Annotated in this window: 2 protein-coding genes and 1 pseudogene (1 of these 3 only partly in view); all 3 read left to right on the top strand. The window is 64.1% G+C overall.

Translation table 11 applies throughout. The features are described from left to right. The coding region (locus tag FVQ81_13750; GenBank protein MBW7997612.1) for a glycerate kinase at positions 1 to 865 on the top strand (865 nt) is incomplete at its 5' end. A 35-nt stretch (positions 866 to 900) separates the two neighbouring features. Then, positions 901 to 3,360, top strand: coding sequence for a primosomal protein N' (gene priA / locus FVQ81_13745; GenBank protein ID MBW7997611.1), 2,460 nt, complete (start codon positions 901 to 903; stop codon positions 3,358 to 3,360). 54 nt (positions 3,361 to 3,414) lie between these two features. Beyond that, positions 3,415 to 4,116, top strand: a pseudogene (locus FVQ81_13740) (hypothetical protein); it runs 27 nt beyond the window's last position.

The following is a 4,116-nucleotide window of genomic DNA, read 5'->3' as shown; positions in this document are numbered from 1 at the left end:
GTGTGCTCTTCCGATCTCCCGCAGCTCGGGGCTGAGCCTGCTGCAGCCGGACGAGCGCAATCCATGGGAGGTCGGCACGTTCGGGCTGGGCCAGGTGATTGCCGCCGCTCTTAAACACGGGGTTAATGGGCTGGTGGTCACCCTGGGCGGTTCGGCCACTGTCGACGGGGGCGTGGGCATGGCCCGTGCCCTGGGCTGGCGGTTCTACGACAGCGAAAGCAGGCGGATCGAAACCGAGGGCGGGCGGGTGCTCGAGCAGATTGCCCGGATCGACCCGGACGGAGCCGACAGCCGGCTGCAGGGCCTCCGGGTTCGCGCCCTGTGCGATGTCACCAACCCGCTGCTCGGCCCGGACGGCGCGGCGCGGGTGTTCGGCCCCCAGAAAGGAGCCGGCCCGGAGATGGTGGAGGCTCTGGAAACGGGGCTGGCCAATCTCGCCCTGCGCATGAAAGAGGACCTGGGAGCCGATCTCGCCGCCATGCCGGGGGCCGGGGCCGCCGGAGGACTGGGCGCGGCTGTGGCGGCGTTCCTGGGCGGCGGTCTGATCAGCGGGATCGAGTACGTGCTCGACACCTTGAATTTCGACGAACTCCTGCGTGGTGCGACTCTCGTGATTACCGGCGAGGGTTCGTTCGACTCCCAGAGCATGGGCGGCAAGGCAATCAGCGGGGTGCTGAAACGCGCGCGAATCGCAGGCATACCGGTAGCGGTAGTCTGCGGGGTCCACCACGATTCCGGCGGCGCGGAGCTGGAAGTTTACAGCGGCGCGGATATCCCCGACGATTTACAACCCGGAGGCCGCGTTGGTCTTGAGGGTCTGGCCCGGCTGGCAGGCATGGCCGCCGCGGATACTTTTTCCGGTTGAACGATGAACTTACTCAACCATTGCTGTCCTCACCGATGACACAATCCGTCCAGAAATACCGCACTGCCGATGTGGTCTATCCAATCCCCGGAGGAGGGCCGTACACCTACCTCCTGCCCGACGGGTTCGAGGGGGAACTGGCCGCGGGTTGCCGGGTGGTCGGCAGCCTGGGACGGCGGGTGCTGACCGGAGTTGTCACCGAAACGGGAACCGTTCCGCCGGCCGGCGTCCGGCTCAAGAAACTCTCGGCCGTGATCGACGAGCGCCCGCTGGTGCCGTCCGAACTCCTGGAGCTGGCCCGCTGGATCGGCGAGTACTACCTCTGTGAGCCGGGCGAGGCCCTGCGCGCGGTGGTTCCCGGCATTTTCCTGCGGGTTGGCGACCGGATGGTGCGGATGCTGGTCGATGAAATCCCCCTGCTGAATAATTTTACCCGGTTCCAGATCAAGCTCCTGCAACTTCTCGAGGATAGGCGGGAACGTCAACTGCTGGAGAGCGCCCTCGCCCGCCGGCTTAAGGTGAAATCGCTCGGTCCCGGACTCGCCGAACTGGCAGGCGCGGGTATTGTCAAGGTAACCGACCACCTGCCGATCCTGCCTCGCGAGCGCTCGCGGACGATGGTCAAGGCGACTGAGAATATCACCTCACAGGAGGCCGAAAAGCTGCTTGCCCGCAGCCCCCGTCAGCGCGAATGCCTGGAGTACCTCAAAGGAATGAACGCACCGGTAGAGCTGAGCCTGCTCTCCCGGCTCAATTTCAGCAGCGCGGTTGTCGGTGCGCTGGCGGCCAGGGACCTGGTGGACAAGTACGAGGTCTACGATCCCCGCGACCCGTTCCGTACGGTTGATTTTCCGGACTATCAACTCCCGCAGCCATCAGCCGGGCAGCTGAAAGTGATCGACACTATCCTGCGCGGCGCGGACTCCCACGGCGTCCACCTCCTGCATGGCGTAACCGGCAGCGGCAAGACCCTGGTCTACATGGAACTGCTGCGACCGCTGCTCAAGCAAGGCAAGCAGGCGATCATCCTGGTCCCCGAAATCGCACTCACTCCCCAGACAACAGGACGGTTCCGCGCGGTGTTCGGCGGGCAGGTGGCCGTGCTGCACAGCGGGCTGAGCGAGGGCGAGCGCTACGATATCTGGCGCCAGATCCGCAGCGGGCACTACCAGGTGGCTGTGGGGCCGCGCTCGGCCGTGTTCGCCCCGTTCGACAACCTGGGCCTGATCGTAATCGACGAGGAACAGGAGCACACCTACAAGCAGGACACCACGCCGCGCTACCACGCCCGCGAGGTGGCGATCGCGCGGATGCGGCGCGCCGGCGGGACAGTCCTACTCGGTTCGGCAACCCCCAGCCTCGAAAGTTTCCAGCGCACCCGTGACGGCGACTACACGCTTCACGAACTGCCCGAACGGGTCAAGGGCCTGCCGCTGCCCGAGGTCAGTATCTCCGATCTCCGCCGGGGCTACGCGAAAGACGGCAGCCACATCGTTGGCGACAAGCTGCTGACCGAGATCGGCTGGGCGGTGGAGAGCGGAGGACAGGTCCTGCTGCTGCTGAACCGCCGCGGTTTCCACTCGTTCGTGCTCTGCGAGGACTGCGGCGAGGTGGTGGGCTGCCCGCACTGCCGAATCTCCCTGACCGTCCACCGCCGGCTGAACCGCCTGGTCTGCCATTACTGCGACCACCAGAGCCGGATAGCGCAGCGATGCCCGGCCTGCGAGTCGGAGCAGCTGGTGATGATGGGCATGGGCACGGAGCAGGTGGAAAGCCTGCTGCAGAAGCACTTCAGCGAGCTGACTATCGACAGGATGGACATGGATACCACCGGCGGCAAGTGGTCGCATCACGAGATTCTCGAACGACTCCGTCGCGGCGAGACCGACATCCTGGTCGGCACGCAGATGATCGCCAAGGGACTGGATTTCCCCAACGTGCTGCTGGTCGGAGTGGTCAACGCGGATACCGCGATGAACCTGCCGGATTTTCGCGCCACCGAGCGCACGTTCGGCCTGCTGGCCCAGGTGGCCGGCCGCACCGGGCGGGGCGAGCAGGGCGGCGAGGTCGTGATCCAGACCTACAATCCCTCGCACCCCGCTGTCCGCTGCGCCGTCGACCACGACTACCGCTCGTTCGCCAGCCAGGAACTGGCGCTGCGCAGGGAGGCCGGTTACCCACCGTTCGTCAGCCTGCTCAACGTTATCATCTCCGGCCGCGATGAGCCGACGGTGAAATTTTTTGCCGACCGGACTGCGGAGCAACTTTTGGGGTACTTAGGTAAACGGTCCATAAAAGAGAAAATCACTGTTCTGGGCCCGGCGCCCTGCCCGCTGGAAAAACTTCGCGGCCGCTACCGGTACCATCTGATCCTGAAAAGCGAAGACTCCGCGCCGATCGGCACTATCGGCTCCTGGATTTCCCGTAACGCCAGGCCGCCCTCGAAAGGCAACTGCCGGCTGACTCTGGATCGCGACCCGTTAAGCCTGATGTGATTTTTTTGCCAACAAAATTTTTTGCAAACAAAACCTTGGTTGGCCCGACCTGTTATGAAAGCTGCTTTTTTATTACTTCTGACCTTAACCTGGTCCCAGGCTACCGCCCTGAGTGTCGAGCGGGCGGAAGCGTTTATCCATGCCCTGGCCGAGGACAGCGACAGCCTGCCGGTATTCCACCATCCCGAGGAACTGGCCCTGTCCCGCCGGTTCGGGATCGGGTACGAGGGAGTGCGGCACAAGTTCATGCTGGGCTATGACCTGGATCCGGAAATCAAGCGGCTGGTGCAGCTTTCGGACGCCGCCTGGAGCGTGGAGGTGATCGATGAGGCTGACGGCTGGGCGGTGGCGCATTTCCGCGTTCGAGAGTACTCTACAGAGCGGGCGTTTTATTTCAGGGATGGCTATTTTGTCACGCCGGTGCGCTATTTCAGTCGGGATTTCCAGCGCCACGACAGCCGGTTCTTTACGATCCTGATCGAGGACCCGTCCACGTTCCATCCTGCCGCCGCTACGGCGCTGGACGAGTTCGTGCTGGAGGCGGCCGCGCTGCTGGAGCTGCCAGCGGAAAAGCTGGAGCTGCTGGAACGGGAAAAAATAGTCTATGTCCTCTGCCGGAACCCCGAATCGATCGAGCAGCTTACCGGCTACCGGATCAGGGGGATGGGCGTTGTCAGCCACGACTACGTGGTCACCTCCTACAGCGCCCACTACCACGAAGTGGTCCACCTGCTGGCCTTGCTCAAGCTGGGCTCT

It is taken from the genome of Candidatus Glassbacteria bacterium (genome assembly GCA_019456185.1).
Taxonomy (GTDB): Bacteria; Gemmatimonadota; Glassbacteria; order GWA2-58-10; family GWA2-58-10; genus JAJRTS01.
The sequence above is the reverse complement of the archived record's forward strand: the minus strand, read 5'-3'. Positions and strand labels throughout refer to the sequence as shown.